The sequence below is a fragment of the Roseibium aestuarii genome (genome assembly GCF_008477545.1).
Taxonomy (GTDB): Bacteria; Pseudomonadota; Alphaproteobacteria; order Rhizobiales; family Stappiaceae; genus Roseibium; species Roseibium aestuarii.
This window is the reverse complement of record NZ_VORA01000005.1, coordinates 21,067-40,061: the sequence shown is the minus strand read 5'-3', so window position 1 is coordinate 40,061 and position 18,995 is coordinate 21,067. Positions and strand designations below refer to the sequence as shown.

Annotated in this window: 15 protein-coding genes and 1 riboswitch; of the genes, 1 reads left to right on the top strand and 14 read right to left on the bottom strand. The window is 65.0% G+C overall.

From position 1 onward, the window contains the following. Window positions 1–169: 169 nt before the first annotated feature. A riboswitch (TPP riboswitch) is annotated at window positions 170–276 on the bottom strand. A 173-nt stretch (window positions 277–449) separates the two neighbouring features. After that, the gene (locus tag FR728_RS15685; RefSeq protein WP_149893689.1) at window positions 450–2,246 is read right to left on the bottom strand and encodes a hypothetical protein; all 1,797 of its coding nucleotides are present in this window, start codon (window positions 2,244–2,246) and stop codon (window positions 450–452) included. Window positions 2,247–2,569: 323 nt separating this feature from the next. After that, window positions 2,570–3,859, bottom strand: coding sequence for an adenylosuccinate synthase (locus FR728_RS15680; RefSeq protein ID WP_149893688.1), 1,290 nt, complete (start codon window positions 3,857–3,859; stop codon window positions 2,570–2,572). A 395-nt stretch (window positions 3,860–4,254) separates the two neighbouring features. Between FR728_RS15680 and FR728_RS15675 the strand changes: the two genes are divergently transcribed. After that, window positions 4,255–5,163 (top strand): DMT family transporter, encoded by a 909-nt coding sequence (locus FR728_RS15675; RefSeq protein WP_149893687.1) that lies wholly within the window; start codon window positions 4,255–4,257, stop codon window positions 5,161–5,163. 316 nt (window positions 5,164–5,479) lie between these two features. Here FR728_RS15675 and FR728_RS15670 read toward each other — a convergent pair whose 3' ends face one another. From FR728_RS15670 to ybgC, 12 genes are all read right to left on the bottom strand, one after another. Beyond that, window positions 5,480–6,652: a phosphoserine transaminase gene (locus FR728_RS15670; protein WP_149893686.1), complete on the bottom strand. Its 1,173-nt coding sequence runs from the start codon at window positions 6,650–6,652 to the stop codon at window positions 5,480–5,482. Window positions 6,653–6,838: 186 nt separating this feature from the next. Beyond that, window positions 6,839–7,639, bottom strand: coding sequence for an outer membrane protein (locus tag FR728_RS15665; RefSeq protein ID WP_149893685.1), 801 nt, complete (start codon window positions 7,637–7,639; stop codon window positions 6,839–6,841). Window positions 7,640–7,869: 230 nt separating this feature from the next. Beyond that, window positions 7,870–9,213 carry a phosphoglucosamine mutase gene (gene glmM / locus FR728_RS15660; protein WP_149893684.1) on the bottom strand — a complete coding sequence of 448 codons (1,344 nt, stop codon included), beginning with the start codon at window positions 9,211–9,213 and terminating at the stop codon, window positions 7,870–7,872. A gap of 206 nt (window positions 9,214–9,419) precedes the next feature. Continuing rightward, window positions 9,420–11,339 (bottom strand): ATP-dependent zinc metalloprotease FtsH, encoded by a 1,920-nt coding sequence (ftsH, locus tag FR728_RS15655; protein ID WP_149893683.1) that lies wholly within the window; start codon window positions 11,337–11,339, stop codon window positions 9,420–9,422. 216 nt (window positions 11,340–11,555) lie between these two features. Beyond that, window positions 11,556–12,902, bottom strand: a complete 1,347-nt coding sequence (tilS, locus tag FR728_RS15650) for a tRNA lysidine(34) synthetase TilS (protein ID WP_149893682.1) — start codon at window positions 12,900–12,902, stop codon at window positions 11,556–11,558. Then, window positions 12,886–13,842 carry a tol-pal system protein YbgF gene (gene ybgF / locus FR728_RS15645; protein ID WP_149893681.1) on the bottom strand — a complete coding sequence of 319 codons (957 nt, stop codon included), beginning with the start codon at window positions 13,840–13,842 and terminating at the stop codon, window positions 12,886–12,888. Before ybgF ends, tilS begins: the two co-directional genes overlap by 17 nt. Before the next feature lie 202 nt (window positions 13,843–14,044). Beyond that, window positions 14,045–14,536, bottom strand: coding sequence for a peptidoglycan-associated lipoprotein Pal (gene pal, locus FR728_RS15640; RefSeq protein WP_149893680.1), 492 nt, complete (start codon window positions 14,534–14,536; stop codon window positions 14,045–14,047). 129 nt (window positions 14,537–14,665) lie between these two features. After that, window positions 14,666–15,979, bottom strand: a complete 1,314-nt coding sequence (gene tolB / locus FR728_RS15635) for a Tol-Pal system beta propeller repeat protein TolB (RefSeq protein ID WP_244304695.1) — start codon at window positions 15,977–15,979, stop codon at window positions 14,666–14,668. Between the two features lie 92 nt (window positions 15,980–16,071). Beyond that, on the bottom strand, window positions 16,072–17,049 hold the full coding sequence (locus FR728_RS15630; protein ID WP_149893678.1) for an energy transducer TonB: 978 nt from the start codon (window positions 17,047–17,049) through the stop codon (window positions 16,072–16,074). A 6-nt stretch (window positions 17,050–17,055) separates the two neighbouring features. Further along, complete coding sequence (tolR, locus tag FR728_RS15625) at window positions 17,056–17,508, bottom strand: protein TolR (RefSeq protein ID WP_149893677.1); 453 nt, start codon at window positions 17,506–17,508, stop codon at window positions 17,056–17,058. Window positions 17,509–17,512: 4 nt separating this feature from the next. Next, entirely contained in the window at window positions 17,513–18,187 is a 675-nt protein-coding gene (gene tolQ / locus FR728_RS15620; RefSeq protein ID WP_149893676.1) for a protein TolQ, read from the bottom strand. A gap of 335 nt (window positions 18,188–18,522) precedes the next feature. Further along, complete coding sequence (ybgC, locus tag FR728_RS15615) at window positions 18,523–18,993, bottom strand: tol-pal system-associated acyl-CoA thioesterase (protein ID WP_208998864.1); 471 nt, start codon at window positions 18,991–18,993, stop codon at window positions 18,523–18,525. Between the last annotated feature and the right edge of the window lie 2 nt (window positions 18,994–18,995).

The following is an 18,995-nucleotide window of genomic DNA, read 5'->3' as shown; positions in this document are numbered from 1 at the left end:
CACGAGGGTCGAGCGCAAGAGCGCGGGCCGGCTGCGCCCCTGCGGGAGGCGGGCACAATGAAGGCAAGGCACGGCCACAGGCCGTCTGAACTGGCGAACCAGCATGAAAGGATCTCCCGTCCCCGCGGGCCGCAAGGCAACCGCTGGCTTTGACACTGGAGATCCGGGAAGAGGCTAAGGTTTCCGTCCCTTCGCCGGCATGACCCGGATCAGGTTCTAAGGGTTCGGCTTGCGCCATCTCAGCCCCGCCGCAGCGGAACACCCCTCGGACCGGGTCGGACATTGCCCGAGCGGAAGCCAAAAGGCAACCCCCGCCCGACCGCGCGACGCACTGCCCCCACGCCGTGACCGGGGCCGTGACCGGGGCCGTGACGGGACGCTCGAACGAAAAAGGGCGGCGCACACGGCACCGCCCCTTTCAAACTTCCGAATGCACCGGCTGGTCCGGCCTACTGCCCCGTCCAGGCGGAAATGGCCTGATTGACCGCATCGGTGCCCGCAGCCCCCTTCTCGAGGGTGAGGATGCCGCGCTTGCCGTTTTCATAGAGCATGGGAATGTCGATCCAGGCCCGTTCGCGCAGAAGGGCAAGGTTGCGATCCCGCTCGCTGTCGATGCTCGACAGGGCGATCCAGAAATAGCCCGGCGAGACCTTCACCGAGGCACCGACGAGCGCATCGCCACGCGCCTCTTCGGTCGGCTTCATCACAAGGCCCGGCACGTTGACCACGTCGCCCGCCGGGAAGTCCTTCGGGAACTCGTATTTCAGCTCGACCAGATGGCTGGCGGGAAGGGAACTGTCGTCATTCGGCTTGATGCGCATGGAGACGGTGACGTTCCGGTCGGGGATATCGACCTTCGCGGTCAGAACCTTGTAGGCCTTGCCTTCGAGGCTCGTGTCCGTGTCCAGCGCCCAGACCACATTGCCCTGGGAGGCCGTGCCCGCGCCATTGTTCACGTCACCCTCTTCATAGAGGATCGAGCGCTGGCTTTCTCCCGCAGTCTCCGTGGGCACCACGGAGGCGGCATTGCCCGGTTCCACGGGCTGCACCGGCGCGGTCTCCGCATCGGATGCGGTCGCAAGGGCGCCGAGATCATCGGGGGCCGCCTCATCCAGGGCCGCGCCGTCCTGTCCCTGCTCTTCCGTCAGGGGCAGGCTCGGAATGGTCGTGGACATGCTGGTGCCCTGGCCCGGAACGATGGGCTGGGTCGTCACGGACCTCGCATCGGCAGCAACCGCCGGCTGACCGCTCTCGTCCAGAAGACGATCCTCGATCTTGGCGCTGTCGGCGGCATCCGCCGGCGTCTCGTCGCTCGGCGCCTCCGGTTCGGCAGTGCCGGCAACCGGCGCCGTGTCGACAACGATCGGGCCGACCTCTTCGCCACCCCCGAACATCGCAGCCACCATGTCCTTCTGGGAATAGAGCACACCGCCCGCGCCGAGCACGATCAGGACCAGAAGCCCGATCAGACCGAAGGAGGCCCCGCCGGACTTGCCCCGGCCGCCGGACAGCCGGTCGGAAGCCCGCTCGCCACGCCGGTCGCGCTTGGACTTGCGCGGCGCGGCCACCGGTACCGCAGGGGCGGTGGTCTCGTAATCCGTATTGTCCTCGCCGTCCCAGTCAGTCTCGGGGCCGTCATCCAGACCGCTGTCCTGATCCAGGTCCTCGTCATCCTGTGCGGACGACCAGCTGGGCTCCGACCTTGCGGTCGAAACGGAGGGCGCGGCATCTGCGGCCGTGGGCCGTGCCCCCAGGTTCGGCTCCTGACGGCTGGCGCCGAAGGACGGTTCGCTGCGGGGTGTCTCGAGGGTGGACGCGCGGGTCGCGCGCGGGTCGGCCGGGGCGGCAGCCGGCTCGCTCGGCGGGGTCGTCAGACCGGCGGAGGCACTCGCCGGAGCGGCAGAAGCGGAAGGAGACGGCGCCGCAGCAGCAGGGGACGCAGCGGGCGCGGAAGGAGCGGGAGCAGCAGGCGCCGGGGTGGCAGACGCACCGGCCGACCCTGCGGGCGCGGGACGGGCGGAAAGGCCAAGGGTCGCACGGGCGGCTTCGGCTTCAACCTTGCGGATCGCCTCTTCCAGACGCAGCTGTTCAGCCGTGATCTCGGAGGGCGAGAGAGCCGGTTCGTAACTCTTGAGCTGGTTGACGATCGCATTGCGCGCACGGCTGTAGACGCTGCGTCGGGCAGCGCCCGTGTTCTCCGGCAGCGACTCGATCGTCCGTTTCAGAATGGAATAATAGTCAGCCATCTTCCCGCCCGTTGACTCAAGTCCGTCTGCTGCGCCGGATCAAGTCCTGTCATGTTCATCAAGGCTTATACCAAGTTAACTTCCAGGCGAACCCCTTGTTTGCACGAGGCCCTTTGAAACCTGTCCGCGACTGTGACGCCGGAACGGAAACCGGGAAAGCTTGGCATGAGTCGTGAGAACCCCGAAAGCGCCAATTCGTTGCCAGCAAGACGCAAACTGCCCTTGCGGCACAGACAAAAACGGCGGCCCCGCAGATCCGAAGCCGCCGAAAGAGCCGGGAGCCGACCGCCAAACGCGGCCAGATCCCGTTTTATTATAAGGAGTTAGTCCTGGAAGGGGTTCTGCACCAGGATGGTGTCTTCCCGTTCCGGGCTGGTGGAGAGCAGAGCCACCGGAGCCCCGATCAGTTCTTCCACCTGACGGACATACTTGATCGCCTGTGCCGGCAGATCGGCCCAGGAGCGTGCGCCCTCTGTGGATTCCTTCCAGCCGGGAAGGGTCTCGTAGATCGGCTTCACCCGCTCCTGCGCGCCTTGGGAGGCCGGCAGGTAATCGATTCGCTCGCCGTCCAGTTCATAGGCGACGCAGATCTTGATCTCGTCCAGGCCGTCGAGCACGTCCAGCTTGGTCAGGGCAATGCCGCTGATGCCCGAGGTGCAGACCGTCTGGCGCACCAGAACCGCATCGAACCAGCCGCAGCGGCGCTTGCGGCCCGTGACGGTGCCGAATTCGTGACCGCGGGTGCCGAGGAAGTCACCGACTTCATTCTGCTGCTCGGTCGGGAACGGACCTTCGCCCACGCGGGTGGTGTAGGCCTTGGTGATGCCGAGCACATAGTCGATGGCGGTCGGGCCGAGGCCGCTGCCCGAGGCGGCCTGACCGGCCACCGTGTTGGACGAGGTCACGAAGGGATAGGTGCCGTGGTCGATGTCCAGAAGCGCGCCCTGGGCGCCTTCGAACAGGATCCGCTTGCCATCCTTGCGCTCGCCGTCCAGCAGCTTCCACACGGAATCCATGAAGGGCAGAACCTGATCGGCGACGCTGGTCAGCTCTTCGTAGATCACGTCCGCAGAGACTTCTTCCTGATCGAGACCGCGACGCAGGGCGTTGTGGTGAGCCAGCAGGCGCTCCACCTTGCCGCGCAGGGTGTCCAGGTTCTTCAGGTCCATCAGGCGGATCGACCGGCGGCCGACCTTGTCTTCGTAAGCCGGGCCGATGCCACGCTTGGTGGTGCCGATCTTGGTGCCCGTGCTGGAGTTTTCGCGAAGCGCGTCCAGCTCACGGTGCAGCGACAGGATCAGGGTGACGTTCTCGGCAATGCGCAGGTTTTCCGGGGTCACGACGACGCCCTGAGCCTTCAGCTTCTCGACTTCGGCGACAAAGGCATGCGGGTCGAGGACCACGCCGTTGCCGATCACCGACATCTTGCCACGCACGACGCCCGACGGCAGCAGGGAGAGCTTGTAGCTCGTGCCGTCGATCACCAGCGTGTGACCGGCGTTGTGTCCGCCCTGGAAGCGAACGATGACATCGGCCTGTTCCGACAACCAGTCGACAATCTTGCCTTTGCCTTCATCCCCCCACTGAGACCCGACAACAACCACATTGGCCATGGACTTTATGCCCTCCTGAAACGGCAACCTGCGCCCCGGCATGACGAGGGGCGCGAATACAGACAGCCGCAGAGCCCGAAGACCCACGGCAAACGCGGCGGACTATAGCCACTCGCCCCCCAACATGCGAGCCCAAAACCGCGATTTTCCTGCGCCGGTTCCCCCCCCTTTTGCGCAGGGCTGCGGAACGAGCCTCCCGCGCAAGGCGGCGCATGGGCGGCACAGGGTCGGGGCCGGTTCGGCATGCCCCGCCGCGCACCCCTGACAGGACTGCCAAGTCCCCACGCGCGGCTCGTCTTTCGGGTGTCCTTGGGCCCCGCGTCCTGATAGAGCCTTTGCGTCGTCCGGCAAACCGTCCGACCACGACCTGCCTCATGTCCCCGGAGAGGACCCGGATGTCCCTGCTCAACTGGCTAATGCTTCTTTTCCTTGGCTCCATCTGGGGCGGCTCTTTCGTCGTCGCGAAGGTCGCCGTGGCGGAAATCCCGCCTCTGGTGCTTGTCTTCCTGCGCGTCCTGCTGGCCGGCGCCGTTCTCCATCTGGTGCTGCGCGCCCGGGGTCTGCGCTTTCCCACCGACCGCAGGACCCTGCGCGACTTTGCCGTGATGGGCCTGCTGAACAACGCCATCCCCTTCTCGCTCCTCTTCCTCGGTCAGACGGCGATCTCCGCCTCCCTCGCCTCGATCCTGAACGCCACGACCCCGATCTTCGCCTTTCTCGTCGCCGCGCTGTGGCTTGGGCACGAGCCGGTCCGCCTGCACCGAATCGCCGGCGTGCTCGTCGGGCTCGGGGGCATTGCCGTGCTGCTCTCCTCCAGCCTGACGGGTCTTGCCCATGATCCGGTCTGGGCGCAGCTGGCTTGTCTTGGAGCGGCCGTGTCCTATGGCCTCAGCGCCTCCTGGGGGCGCCGGTTCCGGGGCATGCCGCCTCTCGTCACCGCCACGGGACAGATGACGGCCTCGACCGTGATCATGGCACCGGTGGCGCTGATCAGCGGGCTGTCCTGGACGCCCCTGGAAACCTCCCTGACCGCCTGGGGCTGCGTGCTCGCCCTCGCCCTGATCGCAACCGCCTTCGCCTATCTGCTGTTCTTCCGGGTTCTGGCCAGCGCCGGCGCAACCAACGCCTCTGTCGTCACCATGATCGTTCCGGCCGTGGCCGTGATCCTGGGCGCGCTGTTGCTGGGCGAAAGCCTGACGCTCACGCAGACCGGCGGCCTCGGGCTGCTGTTGGCCGGACTGGTCGTCCTCGACGGCCGGCTCTTCACCCGGAAGACACCTGTCCCCACGTCCTTAGGTGCCTGAGGCCGCCTTGTCGCAGGGCGGAGCGTTTGCGGAGAGGTCACCACATGGATTGCAGCAGCAAGGGCTGCAAGGACGGAGGAGAGTGCGGTGGCGCACCGACGCAACACCCTTAGATCCTGGCACTGCTGATCGTCTCGTCACCCCTGCGAAGGCAGGGGTCCAGTAACCGGCTGAGGCGTCCAACTTTTCTGAAAACACAGGCCGGGGAGTACTGGATCCTCGGGTCAAGCCCGAGGACGACGAAGGAGAGAGGGCCCGTGCGGAGGGGCGGCACGAGGCCACCCCTTCCCGAGAAATCAACGTGTGTGCGGCGCCCTCAGAGACCGAGGCCGTTGCGCGCCTCCGCATAGGCCCAGTCGAGCCAGGGCATGAGGGCTTCCACATCGGCCGCCTGAACCGTGGCCCCGGTCCAGATCCGCAGACCCGCCGGCGCATCCCGGTAGCTGCCGATGTCATGGGCAACGCCTTCCTTGTCGAGGAGGGCGGCCATGCGCTTGGCAAAGCCTGCCTGGGCCTTCTCGTCGAGAGCCGTGATCGCCGGATCCACCACCCGCAGGCAGACCGAAGTGTTCGACCGGGTGGCCGGATCGACCGCCAGGAACTCGATCCAGTCGCGGCTGACGACCCAGTCGGAAATGATGGCGAGGTTAGCGTCTGCCCGGCCGCACAGGGCCTTGAGGCCACCGATCTCCTGCGCCCACTTCAGCGCATCGAGATAGTCCTCCACGCAGAGCATGGAGGGCGTGTTGATAGTTTCGCCCTCGAAGATGCCCTCGATCAGCTTGCCGCCCTTGGTCAGGCGGAAGATCTTCGGCATCGGCCAGGCCGGCTTGTAGCTCTCCAGACGCTCGACCGCACGCGGGCTCAGGATCAGCATGCCGTGAGCCGCCTCCCCGCCAAGCGCCTTCTGCCAGGAGAAGGTCACCACATCGAGCTTTTCGAAGGCGAGATCCTGCGCGAAGGCGGCAGAGGTCGCATCGCAGATGGTCAGGCCGTCCCGGTCCGCCGGGATCCAGTCGCCATTCGGCACGCGCACGCCCGAGGTCGTGCCGTTCCAGGTGAAGACCACGTCATGGGAGAAATCGATCTGGCCGAGATCCGGCAGCTCACCATAGGGAGCCTCGATCCGGCGGGTGCCATCCAGCCTCAGCTGGGACAGGACATCGGAAACCCAGGTCGCGCCGAAACTCTCCCAGGCGACCATGTCGACCGGGCGCGCGCCCAACAGCGACCACAGGGCCATCTCCACCGCGCCGGTGTCCGAAGCGGGCACGATGCCGATGCGATAATCGGACGGCACCTGAAGCACCTCACGGGTCCGGTTGATCGCCTCTTCCAGCTTCACCTTGCCGACCGGGGCCCGATGGGACCGGCCGAGCGGCGCATCCGCCAGCGCCTCCAGAGACCAGCCCGGACGCTTGGAGCAGGGGCCGGACGAGAAGTTCGGGTTGGCGGGACGAAGGGAAGGCTTGGTGCAAGCGGCGGTCATCGATTACCCCTTGAAGACGCAAAAAGGGTCCGTTGCCACGGACCCTGATCCCGATATTCCCCTCCCGTGCCGCCGTCAATGGCCGAACACCGCCAACCCGGCCACGAACACGGGAACATTGTCCCCCAGCACAAAAAAGGCCGGCGCAAGGCCGGCCTTCTTCGAGCATCTCCGCGGGGATGCGGATCAGAAATTGCTGCTGATCGCCTGCGGCGCGTAATAGACCGGCGCACCGCCGAAGTTGTAGCGCAGGCCGAGACGAACCTCGTGGGCCACCAGATCGTCCCACTTCGCGCGGGTTCCGCCGGTGCCGACGCCCGTGTGACGCACGGTCTTGGCCATGCCGAGATTGCGGTACTGATAGCCCGCGTCGATGGTCCAGTTCGGGTTGATGTCATAGGCCGCACCGGCCATGAGCGCCCAGGCCAGGTTCCACTCACCGTTGGTGCCGGAGTAGTTGACCGTGCCGGTGGAACCCGGGTTGATCGAATAGGCGTTGGAGGCACGCACATAGGAAGCACCGATACCGGCACCGACATAAGGCGTGATGTTGTACCAGGTGCCCAGATCGACGTAGCCGTTGAACATCACGGTCCAGACGTCGATATCCGCACCTTCGGTCGACAGGTTACCCGTGCAGAGCCCGCAGAAGGCATAACCCTTGGCGCTCGACGGGGTCTCGTAGTCAACCGTCAGATCGGAGCGGAAATACTCGTTGAAGCGGTAGCCGACACCGACGCCGATGTTCACCGCATCGTCCATGCTCTCGCGCACATAGCGCAGGTCACCGATGACCCCATCGCGGAAGCTGCCCGACGGATCACCATAGACCTTGTAGCCGATGTCGCCGCGCAGGTACCAGCCGCCCACGGCCGGGATCTGCGGAACATGTTCGATGACCGGCTCAGGCAGGTCGGCAGCAAATGCGGAGGTCGCGCAGGCAACGGCGACGACAGCCATCGACAGGCGCTTGAAGAATTGTCCCATGTCCTCGTCCCTAATGAAAAAGGCCCGCGCAAGACATCGCAGCCTCGATTGAGATGAGATCACCATGGTCAAAAATAATTAATCTCGACTTAACCGTATTTCTTAACCGAGATTTTTTACGTTAATGAAGAGTTAAAGGTAAATCCAAAATTAACAAAAAAGAACTCCCGCCTGTCATTTTGCAAGACGACAGGCGGGAGACTGAAATTTCCAAGAGGAAGGCGAGGATTTCACGCAGCGGAGCGTGCGACCACTTCGGCGATGTCGTTGACCACCTTGTGCACCAGGGTCTCATCGTCCCCTTCGGCCATGACGCGGATCAGCGGCTCCGTGCCCGACGCCCGGATGACCAGACGACCGGAGGTGCCCAGACGGTCCTCCCCTTCCCGGATCGCTTCCTTCACCGGCTGGGTTTCGAGCGGCGAACCGCCCGCGTAGCGCACGTTCTTCAGGAGCTGCGGCACCGGATCGAAGCGGCGGCAGACCTCGGACACCGGACGGTTCTGGTCCTTGACGCAAGCCAGCACCTGCAGGGCCGCGATCAGCCCGTCACCCGTGGTCGCGAAATCGGACAGGACGATGTGGCCGGACTGCTCGCCGCCCACGTTGAAGCCGTGGCTGCGCATGTGCTCGACCACATAGCGGTCGCCCACCTTGGTGCGGGCCAGCGACAGGCCGAGATCGCCAAGGTAGCGCTCGAGCCCGAGGTTCGACATGACGGTGGCGACGATGCCCGGCTGGGACAGGCGCCCGGCGGACTGCCAGGACTGGGCGACGACGGCCATGAGCTGGTCGCCATCAATCACCTGACCGTTCTCGTCGACGATGATGACCCGATCCGCATCCCCGTCCAGCGCGATGCCGATGTCGGCGCGCACTTCATGCACCTTGCGCGACAGGGCTTCCGGCGCGGTCGAACCGCAATCCTTGTTGATGTTGAACCCGTCCGGGGTGACGCCCATGGTCACCACATCGGCGCCGAGTTCCCACAGGGCCTCCGGCGCCACCTTGTAGGCCGCGCCATTGGCGCAATCGAGCACGACCCGCAGGCCTTCGAGGCTCATTTCGCGCGGCAGGGTGCGCTTGGCGAATTCGATGTAGCGCTGCTGAGCACCTTCGATGCGCTTGGCCCGACCCAGCTCCTGGGAGGCGGCAAGCCGCGGCGCGAGATCGCTTTCCAGCAGGCTCTCGATTTCCAGCTCGATCGCATCGCTGAGCTTGAACCCGTCCGGCCCGAAGAACTTGATGCCGTTGTCATAGAAGGGATTGTGGCTGGCGGAAATCATGACGCCGAGATCCGCCCGAAGCGAGCGGGTCAGCATGGCGACCGACGGCGTCGGCATCGGGCCGAGCAGGAAGACATCCATCCCCACCGAGGTGAACCCGGCGACCAGCGCATTTTCCAGCATGTAGCCGGACAGGCGCGTGTCCTTGCCGATCACCACCCGGTGACGGTGACCGCCATTCTTGAAGGACAGGCCGGCAGCCATGCCCACCTTGAGGGCCAGTTCGGCGGTCATGGGCGGGGTGTTGGCACGGCCTCTGATGCCGTCGGTTCCGAAGAACTTGCGCATGGGTGTTCGATGCTCTCGAAATCTGGTCGGATGATCTGCGTTCAGTGTCTTTTAACGCAAGTCTTGCCAGCAGAAGGTTCAAAAATTGTGATCAAGTGTTACGGAAAACTGCCGATGCGGAAAGGAGCAGCACGAAGCCCCGCTCTCCCATGAAAAAGGGGCGCCCGGAGGCGCCCCTTGATCGATCGGATCGGACCCTTGTTCCGTCAGGCCTGCGGCTGGGGCGACATGCCGCCGGGGGCCTCGTCGCCGCCGCGCTTGACGCCGGCAGAGGGAACGGCGGAGGAACGGCCTACCGGCTGGTCGTCGTCGCTGTCGCGCACCGGCGGCTTGCCTTCGAGCAGGTTCTTGATCTCGTCACCGGAGAGCGTCTCGTATTCCAGAAGCCCGCGGGCGATGACATGCAGCTCTTCCTCGTTCTCGGTCAGGATCTTCTTCGCGGTCTCATAGCCCTGATTGACGAAGGACTTGATCTCCGCGTCGACCATCTTCTGGGTTTCGTCCGAGACGTGCTGGTTCTTGGCAACCGAGTGACCGAGGAAGACCTCTTCCTGGTTCTCGCCATAGAGCAGCGGGCCGAGCTTGTCGGACATGCCGAACTGGGTCGCCATGGCACGCGCCAGCTTCGTGGCCATCTGGATGTCGCCAGTCGCGCCGGAGGTCACCTTCTCGTAGCCGAAGATCATTTCCTCGGCGACGCGGCCACCCATGGCCACCGCAAGGTCGGCCTTGCACTTGGCGCGGGTGAGAGACACCTGGTCCTTTTCCGGCAGGCGCATCACCATGCCCAGGGCGCGGCCGCGCGGGATGATGGTGGCCTTGTGGATCGGATCGGACGCAGCCTGATGCAGGGCGACCAGGGCATGGCCGGCCTCGTGATAGGCGGTGAGCTTCTTTTCCTCTTCGGACATGACGAGGGTGCGGCGCTCGGCGCCCATCATCACCTTGTCCTTGGCGTCCTCGAACTCCTGCATGGTGACCAGACGCTTGGAGCGGCGGGCGGCCAGAAGGGCAGCTTCGTTGACGAGGTTCATCAGGTCGGCGCCGGAGAAGCCCGGGGTGCCGCGGGCAAGGGTCTTCACGTTGACATCCGGTGCCAGCGGAACCTTGCGCATGTGAACCTTGAGGATCTTCTCGCGACCGGTGATGTCCGGGTTCGGCACCACGATCTGACGGTCGAAACGGCCCGGACGCAGAAGAGCCGGGTCCAGAACGTCAGGACGGTTGGTCGCCGCGATGATGATGATGCCTTCGTTCGGCTCGAACCCGTCCATCTCCACCAGCAGCTGGTTGAGGGTCTGTTCGCGCTCGTCGTTGCCACCGCCGAGACCGGCGCCACGATGGCGACCGACCGCGTCGATTTCATCGATGAAGATGATGCAGGGCGCGTTCTTCTTGGCCTGTTCGAACATGTCACGGACACGGGACGCACCCACACCGACGAACATTTCGACGAAATCGGAACCGGAGATGGTGAAGAAGGGAACGTTGGCTTCACCAGCCACGGCACGGGCCGTCAGCGTCTTGCCGGTACCCGGAGGGCCGACGAGAAGCACGCCGCGCGGAATGCGGCCGCCGAGGCGCTGGAACTTCTGCGGATCACGCAGGAATTCCACGATCTCCTGCAGGTCTTCCTTGGCTTCGTCGATGCCGGCCACGTCCTCGAAGGTCACGCGGCCATGCGCTTCGGTCAGAAGTTTGGCCTTGGACTTGCCGAAGCCCATGGCCTTGCCGCCGGAGCCCTGCATCTGGCGCATCACGAAGATCCAGATGCCGAGGATGATCAGCATCGGCAGCCAGGAGATCAGAGCGCCGACGAGGGAGAAATTGTCTGACGGCGGACGGGCGTTGACCACCACATCCTTCGTCCGCAGCGTTTCCACGAACTGGGCGTTGCCGGGAGCGTAGGACTGGAACGGACGACCACTGACATAGGCGCCGGTGATCTGCTGCCCCTGGATGGTGACTTCCTTGACCTCTCCCCGTTCAACCTGATCCATGAACTGGGAGAAGGGCACCTCATCGTTCGCGCTGCGCTGCCCCGGGCTCTGGAAGAGCTGGAAGAGAGCAAACAGCAGGAAGGCGATGATCACCCAGAGGGCGAAGTTGCGAAAATTAGCGTTCATTTCGTTCCCTTGACCGCCTCGTTACCTGAACCGTCCGGGACGGCTACTCGTGCGGATACTGACTTGGCCTCAAGATAGGTCGCAAAACCCCCTGTGCCAAGGCAGTGCGCCATTCTTGCGCATCCCGGCTGACTTTTTTCTTAAAGAGCTCTGTTCAGTCTTCGCTTTTCTGCCGAGGATTTGAGCAAATACACCCGCAACGCCCCGGCTCACCGGTCAAAGCGGCTCGAAGCCGCAAGCCCTGTGACCTTCGGCCACGTCCAGCCCCACAATCTGAACCACGCGATCCCCACGCCACACGGCGGGCGCGCGACCGAAAGCGGCCTTTCCGCCCCAGGCGCGCAGGTGATCTGCATCCGGCATCAGGCCACCATCCTTCGGCGCCAGATGCCAGGGCCCGAGGCACAGCGGCTCCGCACACGGATCGTCTCCGCTAGCCTCAGCCTCGATCCGGTAACGGTTGTCCCAGGTCACCCGTTCCAGGGCATCGAGACGGATCACCGGGGCCTGAGCGGCGTCGCGGCCGGGCTCCGGCCACAGGCGCAGAACCGCGCCATCCCGCCAGATCACGCAGCCTCCCAGGCTGGACCGGCAGCCGTCCTCGGCCCGCAGGCGCTCGTCCAGACCCTCAAGGCGGGACAGCCGCGCCGGGTGCGCCCTGCCCTGCGCCACCTGATGGCGACCCAGATCCCGCAGCAGGGTGCCCAGCAGCCGCAGCCGCACCTCTTCGGGCAGATCGGTAAAGACGGCCCAGGGAAGACGCATCGGTCCGCCCAGATGCCGTTCCACATGCGCCGCACGCAGATCCTGAACCCACCGGTCGAGGGCTTCGGCCGCGCGCCCCATGCGTCGGGCCGTCTGCAGGATGCGGGACGTGTCCAGCCCCTCGCACGCCAGCTCTTCCGCCAGCTGGCGCAGGCGCACCCGCTTGAAGGCCACGTTGCTGTTGCTCGGATCCTCGCGCCAGCCCTGTCCGCGCACCCGCAAGGTGGCAAGCAGACGGGACTTGGGTACACCGAGCAGCGGCCGCAGGACCGGCACCCGCACCAGACCGTCGGTTTCGACGCTCGCCATGCCGGCCAGACCATAGACCCCGCTGCCACGGGTCAGGCGATCGAGAAAGGTTTCCACCTGATCATCCCGGTGGTGGGCAAGAACCAGCCCCTCGAGCCCTTGAGCCCCGAGAGCGTGGTTCAGAAGTTCGTAGCGCGCCTGACGGGCAAGCGCCTGAAGATTGCCGGCGCCAGGGGCCGGCCGGCCGGTATCCCAGAGAAGGGTCTGATGCGGCAGACCGAGCCGCTCGCAGAGCCCGGCAACCTCGGCCGCTTCCACCGCGCTTTCCGGCCGCAGGCCATGATCCACGGTGAAGACCACCAGCCGCCCGGGCCAGCCCGTCGCCACGCGCCAGTCATCGACGAGCCGCAAGAGGGCAACGCTGTCCGGCCCGCCGGACACGCCGAGCGCCAGGGACGAGAAGGCGCTCAGAGGCGCCAGCAGCCCGTCCCGTTCACGGTCATTGATCGGAAGGTCATCCTGCGCGCCGCGCTCAGGAACACTGGGCACGCCGACGCTCGTCCTGAGCCTGCTGCAACACGGCCGGAGCCGCGCCGGGGAATTTGGTCAGGAGCTCGGAATAGGTCGCGCAGGCGGCTTCCCGCTCACCCAGACCGTTGAGGGACATGCCGAGCTTGAGCAGGCTGTCGGAGCGCTTGTCGCTCTGCGGATAATTCGTATAGGCCTGCAGGAAGGCGTCGGCCGCATCCCGGTAATTGCGCTGGGACAGGAGGCTTTCGCCCAGCCAGAACTGCGCATTGCCGGCCAGCGGATGATCCGGATAAAGGGCGACGAACGAGCGGAAGGCTTCGGCCGCCGCATCGTACTTGCCGGCCACGGCGAGCCCGTAGGCCTGATCATATTCGGCGCGCGGGTCGCCCGCAGTGGCCAGACCGGCAATCGCATCACCGCTGGCCGCCGTGCCCGGATCCTGCGGCAAGGCGAGCGGATCACCCGATCCGCCGGCAAGGGCGCCAAGATCGATCGGGCCGGTGCCCGGACCGGCAGCAGCACCGGGGGTGCCGTATCCGCCGGAGGCAGACCAGTCAGCATCGCCACCACCTGCCCCGTCCGGCAGGGTGCCGAGGGTCTGGGGAGGGGTCCCCAGAGCCGCGGTGTCGGAGGCTCCCCCATGGCTGTCCATGGGGGTTTCCAGGCTTGAACGGTTGGACGGCTGGGCAGCCCCTGCGGGCGCTCCGCCTTCCAGCTGCTGGAAGCGATACTCGTTGTCTTCCTGCATGCGGCGCAGCTGGTCCTGCAGCTCGCGCACCTGATAGGTCATCTGCTCGATCTGACCGTTGAGGGCACGGATCGTTTCCTCAAGCTGATCGATGCGCACGCTCGAATCGTCGTTCTTACGGCCGAAGAGCTGGGCTTCCGCCGAAACGCTCAGTCCACCCATCAGCAGACCGGCCACAAGGAGGACTGCAATCCTCCGCAAAGCTTTCATACTCACCCTCCTGGTCGTCGCCCGAGCGGAGAACATCTCCGCTTCGCCCCTTGCATGAAGCAGGGTTAGCACAGGGCGCGGCGACTTCGGCCAAATTTTGGCATCGACCTGCAATTTTGCCAAAACGGCCCGTTCCACGAAAAAGGACCGGGAAGCGACGCTCCCCGGCCCGGCAACCTGTGATCCTGAAACCGGATCGAACTCAGTTGGTGGCGTTGTCCAGCACGGTCACGCCGCGGCGGTTCTGGGACCAGCAGCTGTTGTCGTTGCAGACGGCGACCGGACGTTCCTTGCCGTAGGAAATCGTCTTCACCCGGTTCGCGGCCACGCCGCGGGACACCAGATAGTCGCGGGCAGCCTGGGCACGACGCGCGCCAAGCGCGATGTTGTACTGGCGGGTGCCACGTTCGTCCGCATGACCTTCCACGGTGATCGTGTACTGGGAATAGCGGTTCAGCCACTGGGCCTGCAGGTCGAGAACGCCCTGGGCCTGAGACGTGAGCGTGGACTGGTCTTCCTCGAAGAAGACGCGGTCGCCGACGTTCACGATGAAGTCCTGGCCGGAGCCAGGGGTGGCATTGTTCTGGCCGTTCAGGCCATCCGGCCCGGTCTGGGCGCAAGCGGCGACCAGCAGGACCAGGCCGAGCACGGCCAGGGCCTTCAGGCCACGCAGAGTATTCGCAACAAGTACCATTTTCGAAGTCTCCTAACCCCAGCACCTGTTCAAGGTGAACAGATCCTATAGGAAGCTGGTTAATGCCTGATTGGCAAACAGGGTTAACCGGAGCTTAAACGCCCCGGTTCCCTGCCTTGCCCGGATGTGTTAGTCGATGAGCGGCGACCAGGACGGGTCCGACGCGAAGGCCGGGGTCACGAGACGCTGTTCATTGTAGCCGGTGAGATCGACGGTCCAGACCTGCGGACCACCGTTGGCTCCCGGCGTATCACGGAAGAACACGAGGACGCGGCCGTTGGGCGACCAGGCCGGACCTTCGTTGTGATAGCCCTCGGTGAGGATGCGCTCGCCTTTCCCGTCCGGCTTCATCACCCCGATCATGAAGCGGCCCTGATGCTGCTTGGTGAAGGCGATCAGGTCACCGCGCGGCGACCACACCGGCGTGGAATAGCGGCCCGGGCCGAAGGAAATGCGCTGCTGGTTCGATCCGTCCGCATTCATCACATAGAGCTGCTGGGTGCCGCCACGGTCGGATTCGAACACGATCTGGCTACCGTCCGGAGAATAGGACGGGCTGGTGTCGATCGCGGCCGAGTTGGTCAGGCGCGTGGTGCTGCGGCTGCGCAGATCCATCGTGAAGATGTTGGCGTTGCCGCCCTGCTGCAGGCTCATCACCACCTGCTGGCCCGTGGGCGAGAAGCGCGGTGCAAAGGTCATGCCCGGGAAGTTGCCCACGATCTCGCGCTGGCCGGTCTCGATGTTGAGCAGATAGACGCTCGGCTCGGACCCGGCATAGGACATGTAGGTGATTTCCTGGGTCGTCGGCGAGAAGCGCGGCGTCAGCACCAGGTCATCGCCCCGAGTCAGGTAGCGCACGTTCGCACCGTCCTGGTCCATGATGGCCAGACGCTTCACGCGCTTGTCCTTCGGCCCGGTCTCGTCCACATAGACGATGCGCGTGTCGAAATAGCCCTTCTCACCGGTCAGACGCTCATAGATGGCGTCGGCGATGATGTGGGACAGGCGGCGCCAGTTTTCCGGCGTCGTGAAGAACTGCTGACCCAGAAGCTGCTCGGACGCGAACACGTCCCACAGGCGGAATTCGGCACGCAGGCGGCCGTCCGGCTGGGCGGTCACGGTGCCGGTCACCAAAGCCTGGGCCGAGATCACACGCCAGTCGCCAAAGCGCGGCGTGGTGTTCACACCCATGTTCTGCTGGATGAAGCTCGCCGGATCGAGGGGATTGAACAGGCCCGACCGCTTCAGGTCGGCGGCAATCACCTGGGTCATCTCCTGCGCCACGCGCGCGTCCCCGCCTTCGGCCGAGAAGGACGGCAGCGCGATCGGCAGAGGCTCGACATTGCCCCCGCGTACGTCGATTTCCACCAGGGCGTAAGCGGGCCGGAGGGCGAGAAGAAGCGTCCCCAGACCGAAAAGGAGATGTCGCAAATATCTGACCATCATCATGTCAAACCGATCTTTCCTGCGGGTATTGCGTGTCGAGGACCGGCAACACCCGGCCCGGCGCCAGGGCTTTCGCCGACGCCTGTTTTCTAACCATTCGGCGACAAAGTCGGCCGCATTGTGTTCCAACCGTTCGGACCATCATATTTCTCGGCCGGAAGGATGGAAAAGCCCCCTTCCGCCTCGACCCGATAGACCGCGCGCACCGCAGAGGACGCCAGCGCCTGGAAGCGCGGGTCCGAATGCGAGTTGCGCACCACCGGCGCGCCGGTCAGGCGGCCGTCCGGAGTGAGCGAGAACTCGAGCACCACCTTCAGGTCGTCCGGGTACTGGTCCGGCATGCGGTTCCACTTCTCCCGGATCATCTGGGCGATGATGTCCTTCTCGTTTGCCGTCAGGCCGGCATGATCCACCCCGGTACGCGATCCGGCGGAAGCCGGCTGCTGGGAGGTCGTGCTGTTGGCCAGCGCCTGCTCCACCTTGTCCAGAAGATCCGGACGCTCGGTCGGTTCCACCACTTCCTTCGGCTTTTCCGGTTGGCGCACGGGCGGCTTCGGCTTGGTCTTGGGCACCGCGTTGGTCGGCACCTTCGGCGCTTCGGGCTGCGGCGCCGGATCCGGCTGGGGTGCAGGCGCGGGCGTTTCTGCCGGTGCCGGTTCGGGCTCTGCCGCAGGGGCCGGTTCAGGCTCCGGTGCGGGCGCGGGCTCGGGGGCGGCTTCCGGCGCAGGCGCGGGTTCCGGCGTCGGTTCCGGTTCGGGAGCAGGCGGCGGCGTGGGCTCGGGCTGCGGCTCGGGCGGCAGCGGCTTTTCCGACACCTTCTCCGCCGGCTTGTCCACCGGCTGCGGCGCATCCACCGGCTTTTCCGTCGGCTTCGTGGCGGGAATCTCGCGGATTTCCGCGTCCTTCTCGCCCTTCTGCACGTTGGTCAGCTCGGAAACGGAAATCAGATCGAGGGGAATCGATTCAACCTGCGGCGCGTCAAAGCTGTCCACATCCGGAAAGGCGATAAGCCCCCAGAGCAGCAAGGCCAGATGGCCGGTGACGGACGCGATAAGACCTGCCCGCATGGCGGATCACTTGTCCCGTTCTTCCAGAGTGACGAGACCGAGCCGTTTGAACCCGGCCGCGTTGATCCGCCCCATGAGTTTCATCACGGTGCCATAATCCGCATCGCGGTCGCCGCGCACATAGATGCGTTCCTCGTAGCCGTTGGCCGCGATGGCCTGCAGCTTCGGGACCACCTCGTCAATGGCGATCTCGGTGTCCTGGATATAGATCTGGCCTTCCGCATTCACCGAAATGGTGATCGGCTCGTTGTCGCCCTCCAGCGCGCCCGCCTTGGTTTCGGGCAGCTCGATGGGAACACCGACCGTCAGAAGCGGTGCGGCGACCATGAAGATGATGAGCAGCACCAGCATCACGTCCACGAAGGGCGTGACGTTGATCTCGCTCATGGGCTGGACGCGCTTCCGGCGCCGCCCGCGACGGCCGCCTCCGGCCGCACCAGTTCCTGCACTCATGCCCATGGGATCAGCGCCTTTCGTCGATCTGGCGGGACAGGATTGCGGAGAATTCGTCGGCAAAGCCTTCCATCCGCGAGACCGTCTTGGCCACGTCGGCGGAGAGCTTGTTGTAGGCGATCACCGCCGGGATGGCCGCAAGCAGGCCGAGCGCGGTGGCAAAGAGCGCTTCCGCGATGCCCGGCGCAACGACCGCAAGGCTGGTGTTCTGGGAGGCCGCAATGGCCTGGAAGGCGGTCATGATGCCCCAGACCGTGCCGAACAGGCCGATGAAGGGACCGGCCGCGCCGACGGTGGCGAGGATCAGCAGCTTGCTTTCCAGCCGCTCGGATTCACGCGCCAGCGTGACGTCCATGACCTTGTCGATGCGCTGCTGCAGGCTGGCAATCGCCGGCCGAGCGCCCTCGTGGCTGCGCTTCCATTCCCGCATGGCCGCAACGAACACGGCAGCCATGCCCTGATTCGTCCGGTTCTGAAGGGTGCCATAGAGATCCTCCAGCGACTGGCCGGACCAGAAGACGGTCTCGAACCGGTTCATCTGCCGGGCGATCTTGTTGAAGAGCAGCGTCTTGTCGATGATGATGGCCCAGCACCAGATGGAGGCCATGATCAATCCCAGCATGACCAGCTTGACGACGATGTGCGCCTTCAGGAACAGGTCGAAAAAACTCACCGTATCAGCCATGAAACCGGGACCCCTTGGTCAATTCAAATCAGTCTTCGTCGCGAGCCGGATCCGTCACGCCCTGGCCGGGGCCAGACGGGTCTGGTCTCCAGTTCTGCGCCGTCGCCTGAACGAACGCACGTCTTCGCACTTGAGGAGATCTGTCTCCTTTGAAGGCTGAATTTGGCGAAACTGGGACCGTCGGCCGGGTTTGATCCGGCTTTCAAGAAAATCTATTAAGGTTAAGGACACATTAAGAATTTTGCGGCGCACCAGCTCAATTCAGAGCTGAATTCACCCCTGTCGCATCTGACGAGGGTCACCCAGGTCCAGGACCACGCGGCCGCCCGGGTCGATCAGCGAGGCAGCAGGGCGCTCAGCCGCTCGGCAAGACGCTGGGGCAGGCGCATCGGCCGCCCTTCGCCGGAGATCACCGCCACTTCCACATCCGCTGAGACCAACAGGTCCGCGCCCCGGTGGATTGTCTGGGCCAGGGTGATGCGCGCCCCCCGGAAGGCCGTCAGGCGCGTCTGCACCTCGAGCACGTCATCGATGGTGGCGGGCCGGACGAATTCTAGCCCCATCCGGCGCACGGCGAAGGCGATCCCGCCCGCGCCTTCCTTCAGCAGCTCGGCGTGATGGATGCCCGCAAGACGCAGGAAATCCGACCGGCCGCGCTCGAAGAACCGCACATAGGTGGCGTGATAGACGATGCCGGTGAAATCCGTGTCTTCGTAATAGACCCGGACACCCAGCCGGTGACACCCATCCTCCAGCCGTCCGGACAGGCCGGGCCAGGACATCTCGGGGACTTGCGTGTCGCTCATGA

Coding starts and splice junctions, on each gene's coding strand:
- ybgF (WP_149893681.1), bottom strand. CDS start 13,842: ATGAAAGCTTTGCGGAGGATTGCAGTCCTCCTTGTGGCCGGTCTGCTG.
- tolR (WP_149893677.1), bottom strand. CDS start 17,508: ATGGGCATGAGTGCAGGAACTGGTGCGGCCGGAGGCGGCCGTCGCGGG.
- FR728_RS15630 (WP_149893678.1), bottom strand. CDS start 17,049: ATGCGGGCAGGTCTTATCGCGTCCGTCACCGGCCATCTGGCCTTGCTG.
- FR728_RS15680 (WP_149893688.1), bottom strand. CDS start 3,859: ATGGCCAATGTGGTTGTTGTCGGGTCTCAGTGGGGGGATGAAGGCAAA.
- FR728_RS15670 (WP_149893686.1), bottom strand. CDS start 6,652: ATGACCGCCGCTTGCACCAAGCCTTCCCTTCGTCCCGCCAACCCGAAC.
- tolQ (WP_149893676.1), bottom strand. CDS start 18,187: ATGGCTGATACGGTGAGTTTTTTCGACCTGTTCCTGAAGGCGCACATC.
- ybgC (WP_208998864.1), bottom strand. CDS start 18,993: ATGAGCGACACGCAAGTCCCCGAGATGTCCTGGCCCGGCCTGTCCGGA.
- ftsH (WP_149893683.1), bottom strand. CDS start 11,339: ATGAACGCTAATTTTCGCAACTTCGCCCTCTGGGTGATCATCGCCTTC.
- FR728_RS15665 (WP_149893685.1), bottom strand. CDS start 7,639: ATGGGACAATTCTTCAAGCGCCTGTCGATGGCTGTCGTCGCCGTTGCC.
- FR728_RS15685 (WP_149893689.1), bottom strand. CDS start 2,246: ATGGCTGACTATTATTCCATTCTGAAACGGACGATCGAGTCGCTGCCG.
- pal (WP_149893680.1), bottom strand. CDS start 14,536: ATGGTACTTGTTGCGAATACTCTGCGTGGCCTGAAGGCCCTGGCCGTG.
- FR728_RS15675 (WP_149893687.1), top strand. CDS start 4,255: ATGTCCCTGCTCAACTGGCTAATGCTTCTTTTCCTTGGCTCCATCTGG.
- glmM (WP_149893684.1), bottom strand. CDS start 9,213: ATGCGCAAGTTCTTCGGAACCGACGGCATCAGAGGCCGTGCCAACACC.
- tolB (WP_244304695.1), bottom strand. CDS start 15,979: ATGGTCAGATATTTGCGACATCTCCTTTTCGGTCTGGGGACGCTTCTT.